Raw genomic sequence first — 7,056 nt, forward strand, 5'->3', positions numbered from 1 at the left:
GCCTTTTTCCAATATAATTGTCATCAACCAAACGGGGCATTCTCCTATTTGCGTCCTTATTAATACATAAAAATGAGTCTCAAAGCGGTCTTTTCAAAACATACACTCCACTTCAAGTTTGAAGCAGGAACGTCGAGGGGTGTTCTAACAGAAAAAGATAGTTATTTTATTAAAATTTTTGATACCGAAAACCCTCATGTTTTCGGTTTGGGAGAATGTGCGCCTTTGAAAGGATTGAGCATCGACGACCGACCAGATTTTGAGCTTCAATTATTGAGCATCTGCGAGTATTTTAATACGCTTGACCTAGAAGTTTTTTCTTGGAATTTGAGCATTATCTTAGACCAAGTTCTTGACAAATCCTTCCCTTCTATAGTTTTTGGTTTCGAAACTGCCATGTTAGACTTACTAAATGGTGGGAAAAGGGTCATTTATGACAATGGTTTTCATCAAAACCAACGTAATTTGCCTATCAACGGGCTAATATGGATGGGCGATAAAGAGTTTATGCTTCGACAGATTGATGAAAAGCTAGCGGCGGGCTATACAACGATCAAAATGAAAGTTGGTGCGATTGATTTTGAAAAAGAATGTGAGTTGTTGGGTTATATCCGTAAGCATTTTTCCAAAGATGAAATCACCCTACGTGTAGACGCCAATGGTGCGTTTGGCTTTGATACGGCACTCGAAAAACTCAAGCGATTGTCCGAATATGAGCTTCATTCTATTGAACAACCCATCAAACAAGGGAATACCGAAATCATGGCTGAGTTATGCCAAACTTCGCCACTTCCTATTGCACTCGACGAGGAATTAATCGGCATGAAGGAATATCCTGAGAAGTATAAATTACTCAAAAAAATTATGCCTCAATATATTATCCTCAAACCATCACTAGTGGGAGGATTTCAACAATGTAGAGAGTGGATAGAAAATGCCAACCGACTTAAGATTGGTTGGTGGATGACCTCAGCGCTTGAGTCAAATGTTGGACTTAATGCTATTACACAGTTTGCTGCCGAATTTGCCAACCCTCTTCCGCAAGGATTGGGTACAGGACAACTTTATCATAACAATATTCCTTCACCTTTGGTTATAGAAAAAGGATTCATGACTTATCAAGCCGAAAAACCTTGGGATTTATCTATTCTTAACTTTTTGGTATAGACGATTCAGCGAAATTTTTCAATTTATGCTATTAGGTTAAAGGTCATTTGTTATTTTTGTGAAATTTCTTTTATCTCAAGTATCTTAAAAAACTTGAAATAACACCCGAACCTAGTTTCGGAAAAAGTCAAAACACGAAACATTCCCAACAATGGATTTGCAAAAATTAGACGAAGCTTTACTAGCCCTATTCGAGAAAAGAGTAGAATTGAGCCAAATGGGCTACGACCACGCTAGCTATGATGACATTGAAGAAGAACTTCACGATTTGGAAGATGACTTCAACGACGAATATGGAGACTTTTTAGAAGGAATCTTGAAAGAAGTACACGATGAATATTGTCCAGAGTCTGACGTATTATTACCAACAGCTTACCTAGCGAAGAAATTCGTAGTAACTGCCGATGGTGCGATTGAAGTCGGAAGAGATGCAGGTGTTGAAGTGGAGTTTGTTGACGATCCAGCCGCAAATGCTCGTCTGATATTGTTACCTAGTCCTACTCGCATCGTATTTATCGTAGGAAAACAAAAGAAAATCGTTTGGAAAGCAGAATAGAACCTAGGGTTACAATAATGAGAACGATTAAAATTTCTTTTTAACCAAAACAGATTCCCATTGCGTAACTTCAAATTAATCAGCACATTAGTTGCTTCTATTTTCTTGACAACAGCATTTATGGTAGAAGATTTCAAGGCATTGCAATTGAAATATGAACGAGTACAAACCGCTTATGACCAAAAATCAGAAGCGGTTTTTGCTTTATTGGCCTCCAAACATTTACAACCCAGCCAATTGGAATTGTATTTCAGAGCCATTAAAAATGAAAAAATAGTAGAAATTTGGGGTAGAAATCTTGGAGAAGAGCAATTTCGACATATAACTGATTATGCATTTGCAGGCTATTGCGGGTCGTTAGGTCCCAAAAGAAAAGAGGGTGATATGCAAATTCCTGAAGGGCTTTATCATATCAATCGCTTTAATCCCATGAGTAGTTTTTATCTCTCGTTAGGATTAAATTACCCAAATGAAGCTGATCGAATTTTGAGTAACAAACTTAAACCAGGCTCAGATATATTCATCCATGGCACCAATGTAACTTCAGGTTGTATTCCTATTACCGACGACAAAATAAAAGAGGTATATATCTTGGCCATTGAAGCTAGAAATGCTGGTCAAGAAAAAATCCCAGTCGACATTTTCCCTGCAAGACTGGATGAGAAATCGTTTGAGGAGTTAAAAACGTACAGTAAAAGTCCAGAATACATCGAATATTGGCGTCCTTGGCTTGGCAACAAAGTCATCAATAGCGATGCCATGCAACAATTTTGGGCACAACTCCAACCACGTTATCAGTATTTTGAAACTCACAAACAACTCAAGACATTTAAGGTAACAGGAAATGGGAAATATGTTTATTGATAATTTGAAAATTTGGTGATTTGAAGATTTGAAAATGATTTTCTAGAGAGATAGCGTGTTAAGAAATGATACGTGCCTGATATTAAAAAAGACTGCTTAAACTTTCTTAAAATTGCTTGCGTCAGCAATGAATTTATACTGTTTGAGCGAAGCGAGTTTATAAATTCTTGATTCTTCGTCTTACTTTTTGTATCAAGACAAAAAGTAAGACGAAGAATCAATCAATATAATATGTCTTTTGAAAAGTTTAAACAGCTTCAACATCATTATCAATTTGATCAAAGTTTGTAATCAATTTTCAAATGCTCCATTTTCAAATCACCAAATTTTCAAATTACCCTACACCCACTCAATACCTTTTTTCAACAACGAAAGTGTACGTTCTTCTTCAGAACCTTCTTCGGCTTGGTAGTTATAAACCCATTGAGCCATTGGAGGCATACTCATCAAAATAGATTCTGTACGGCCATTGGTTTCCAACCCAAACTTCGTTCCACGGTCATGCACCAAATTGAACTCGACATAGCGACCACGACGAAGTGCCTGAAATTCCTTCTCACGCTCGGTATAAGGAATATCCTTGTTCTTATTCATGTAATAGGTATAAATTGGGGCAAAAGCCTCCCCTATCGATTTCACAAACTCAAATAGCTGATTTTTATCTCTTGTTTCATCGACTTTTTGATAATCAAAGAAGATACCGCCGATACCACGTGTTTCATTACGATGAGTATTAAAGAAATAGTCGTCAGCCCATGTTCTAAATTTAGGGTAATACTCGACATTATGCTTATCACAAGCGTCCTTTAATTGCTGGTGAAACCATTGAGCATCCTCATCTACGATATAATGCGGAGTCAGGTCTATACCACCACCAAACCAGAATACCCCGTTACTCATTTCGAAATAACGCACATTCATGTGAATAATTGGCACCATTGGACTTTGTGGATGAATAACGATAGATACTCCAGTAGCAAAAAAATCTACTTTCTCTTTCAGCCCCATTGAAGCCAACATTTTCTCATGTAAGTCGCCCCATACTGCCGAGAACATAACGCCACCTTTTTCGATAACATTCCCTTTTTGAATCACTCGACTACGACCTCCGCCACCAGCTTCACGAATCCATAAATCTTCATGAAATTTAGCAGCACCATCCGCTTGTTCCAAAGCAGCACAAATTTGGTCTTGTAAACCTTCGAAGTATAGTTTTATTTCCTCTTTAGTAACCATTTTATTGTTGTTTTTACAAAGGTAATAGGCACAGAGTATTTTTTAGCGTTAAACTAAAAATTACCCTGTGCCTATTTTTACTTTGTTTAATACACCTTGCTTTCCAACTTGCAAAGCAAATTTATATTAGTGTTTTTCAAAAGTTTAAATCTTTAGTATTAGTTCGTAGAGTCAGGTTTTACCTCGACACCACCACCAGTACCTCCGCCCAAAGAATCAGAAGAAACAGCAGTACTATCGTTGCTAGAACGACTTTCGCCCCACCAGTTTCCAGTACAATTAAACTGTTTAGTGAATTTCTTTTGATCCAATTTTTCAAAAGGCACAGGATGGTATTGCTGTAAATCAGGATCTCCTTTCACTTTAAGCATAAACCTACGATACAACGGCATTGCTGTCTTGGAACCTTCTCCATAAGCCCCCGTTCGGAAGTGAATCGAGCGGTCATCACCTCCGACCCATACCCCAGTGACGAGATTGGCGGTCATCCCCATAAACCAGCCATCAGAGTGGTTAGAAGTAGTTCCCGTTTTACCTGCAAATGCTGGAGCATATCGATTCTTTTCTGGTAATAATTTAGCACCATCGCCCCACAACAAACTACTACCTGTACCACCTTCGTAGATGGTTCCTTGTAACATGTTAAGTAATAATTGCGCAGATTCTTTTTTAATAACTCTCTTAATCTGAGCATCAAAATGTTGGATTACATTACCATTTTGATCTTGAATTTCAGAAACCAATAAAGGTTCAGCATGAATACCTTCGTTCACAAAAGCAGAATAAGCTCCTACCATTTCATACAAAGACACATCAAAAGAACCTAAGCCAATAGAAGCCACTGGGCGTAATGGACTTTCGATACCCATTTGCTTGGCATAATACATAACAGTATCTGCCCCAACTTCATCAGTCAATCTAGCAGTAATAGAGTTGATAGATTTTGCCAACGCACGCTTGATAGGCATAGTTTGATAGCTAAAATGCCCATCTGCATTGTTTGGGCGCCAAAGCTTCATTTCTCCTTTTTCTTCTACTTCTATTTCGAAAGGTTCATCCTTCATTTCATAACAAGGAGAAAGATCTTTCGGTCCATCAATAGCAGCGGTATATACAAAAGGCTTGAAAGTTGAACCAGGCTGACGCTTTCCTTGACGAACGTGGTCATACTTGAAATACTTAAAATCTAGTCCACCTACCCATGCTTTGATATGTCCCGTAAAAGGGTCCATGGTCATCATCCCTGCTTGCAAGAACTTCTTGTAGTATTGAATAGAGTCGTAAGGAGTGATTTCCATTTGCTCTTCGCCACCTGTATTTCTTGAATACACCCACATCTTACGCTTCACTTTCTTCATATAATGCCAAACCGAATCTTGATTGGTAGGAAAACGTTTTACCAAAGATTTATAATATTCGGTACGCTTGGCTACGGTATCGATAAACCCAGGGATTTCATTTCCTTTTTCGTCCACCCAAGGATTTTTACCTGACCAGTGTCCATCAAAAGTTTTCTGAATATTACGCATCCCTTCCGAAACAGCATCCTCAGCGTAGGTTTGCAAACGAGAATCAATTGTAGTAATAATTTTTAGACCATCCCGATACAAGTCTAATTCAATTTCATTTTTTGCAGCCCATTCGGTTAGGTATTTGGCAACAGCTACTTTGAAATAATTACCAGTCCCATCATAAGGCGATTCCTCATGCTCTTTCAAAACAATAGGTAATGTTGCCAACGAATCATACTGTGTTTGCTTTAAGAAGCCATATTTTACCATTTGAGACAAAACTACATTTCTTCTTTTCCAAGACTTGTTTTCATCCAAAGGTTTATTTTTATACTTGATTGGATTATAAGTAGTTGTAGCTTTTTGCATACCAACCAACACAGCTGCTTCTTGAATATTTAAGCTATCTGGAGAAGTATTAAAATAACGCTTAGCAGCCACCTTAATTCCGTAAGAATTACTGCCAAAATCTACCGTATTTAAGTACCACAAAATGATTTCGTCCTTAGTGTAATAACGCTCCAATTTAATAGCGGTAAGCCATTCCTTTGTCTTAATAATCAAAGTTTTTACTCCTGGAATCACTCCTAGCAAGCCTTTTTTAGCAATTCCTTCTTTTTTACGAGTTTTAAAAAGATTTTTGGCCAACTGCTGAGTAATAGTACTACCACCTCCACGTTCACCACCTTTCAAAATACCAACAGCTACACCAAACATAGCACGATAATCAATCCCCGAATGCTCATAAAAACGGGCATCTTCAGTTGCAATCAAAGCTTTTACTAAATAAGGAGAAAGCTCTTTGTAGTTTTTGATAGGCGTTCTATTTTCTTGAAAAAACTTACCCAATAATACACCATCAGCAGAGTATATCTCAGAAGACTGTGAAAGCTTGGGGTTTTGTAGTTCGCCTACGGAAGGCATCTCCCCTGTAAGCCATAAAAAGTTATTTTCAATCGTGAAAATAAAGAAAACTCCTGCAAAGACTGTCCAAGCAAAAGCCTTCCAAAGTTTACGTACTACAAGATAGTATTGAGCATCTTTATCTACTCCAAGTGAATCGAGCAGTTGATTTTTCTTTTCTTCGTATTGTTCTTGAGCCGAGTTAAATTGTTGATAGAAAGCAGCGAGTTTCTGTTTACCAAGGACTTTCTCTAATAATAGGTTTGGCAAAAACCAAATCAGTCGAAAAAGTTTAACTCCAAGATTTTTAAGGAATTGACCTATTTTATTTATCATATACTTTTCTGTCTGGGAAAAACGAATGACAAGTTACAATAAAAGTGGTAATACTTCCAAGTCTAAACGTAGCATTGAGGGTATAATTTAAGCTCCTTTTAAGCTCATTTAACAAGAATATATTCTCAGACCAAAAATCCCTTTACCAACAGTCAGAAACAATCTCCGATAATTCTGCATGGGGCGCTTGCAAAAAGGTCACAGTTAGAAAAGAATTTACAGAAAAAAGCCAATAATATGCCAAAATCAATAATTGAGCTACTACCCCAAACATTTTTTTTAATTTTTTTTTCACCCCTTATCTCCTTGAAAATCAAAGACAGGAGCTTTTCGCTCTTATTTTATTTTATTTTTTTTGCAGAACGAATTTGGAGGCAAAGTAAAAAAGTACTAATTTTGCATCATCAAAACACAGAGAGCTGGCAGAGTGGTCGATTGCGGCAGTCTTGAAAACTGTTGACTGTAACAGGTCCGGGGGTTCGA

5 protein-coding genes are annotated in these 7,056 nt (G+C 37.5%); 3 read left to right on the top strand and 2 right to left on the bottom strand.

Going from position 1 to position 7,056, the window contains the following annotated elements:
• Window positions 1-72: 72 nt before the first annotated feature.
• From GVN22_RS02830 to GVN22_RS02840, 3 genes are all read left to right on the top strand, one after another.
• Window positions 73-1,167: an o-succinylbenzoate synthase gene (locus GVN22_RS02830; RefSeq protein ID WP_166549558.1), complete on the top strand. Its 1,095-nt coding sequence runs from the start codon at window positions 73-75 to the stop codon at window positions 1,165-1,167.
• Between the two features lie 151 nt (window positions 1,168-1,318).
• Complete coding sequence (locus tag GVN22_RS02835; RefSeq protein ID WP_095163519.1) at window positions 1,319-1,723, top strand: hypothetical protein; 405 nt, start codon at window positions 1,319-1,321, stop codon at window positions 1,721-1,723.
• Between the two features lie 60 nt (window positions 1,724-1,783).
• Window positions 1,784-2,587, top strand: coding sequence for a murein L,D-transpeptidase family protein (locus GVN22_RS02840; RefSeq protein ID WP_166549559.1), 804 nt, complete (start codon window positions 1,784-1,786; stop codon window positions 2,585-2,587).
• A gap of 339 nt (window positions 2,588-2,926) precedes the next feature.
• Here the strand turns inward: GVN22_RS02840 and hemF are convergent, their stop codons facing one another.
• Both hemF and GVN22_RS02850 read right to left on the bottom strand, forming a co-directional pair.
• Entirely contained in the window at window positions 2,927-3,823 is an 897-nt protein-coding gene (hemF, locus tag GVN22_RS02845; protein ID WP_166549560.1) for an oxygen-dependent coproporphyrinogen oxidase, read from the bottom strand.
• A 158-nt stretch (window positions 3,824-3,981) separates the two neighbouring features.
• Window positions 3,982-6,573, bottom strand: coding sequence for a penicillin-binding protein 1A (locus GVN22_RS02850; RefSeq protein WP_166549561.1), 2,592 nt, complete (start codon window positions 6,571-6,573; stop codon window positions 3,982-3,984).
• Window positions 6,574-7,056 lie beyond the last annotated feature (483 nt).

Source organism: Cellulophaga sp. BC115SP, assembly GCF_009905545.1.
GTDB lineage: Bacteria > Bacteroidota > Bacteroidia > Cytophagales > Spirosomataceae > Flectobacillus > Flectobacillus rivi.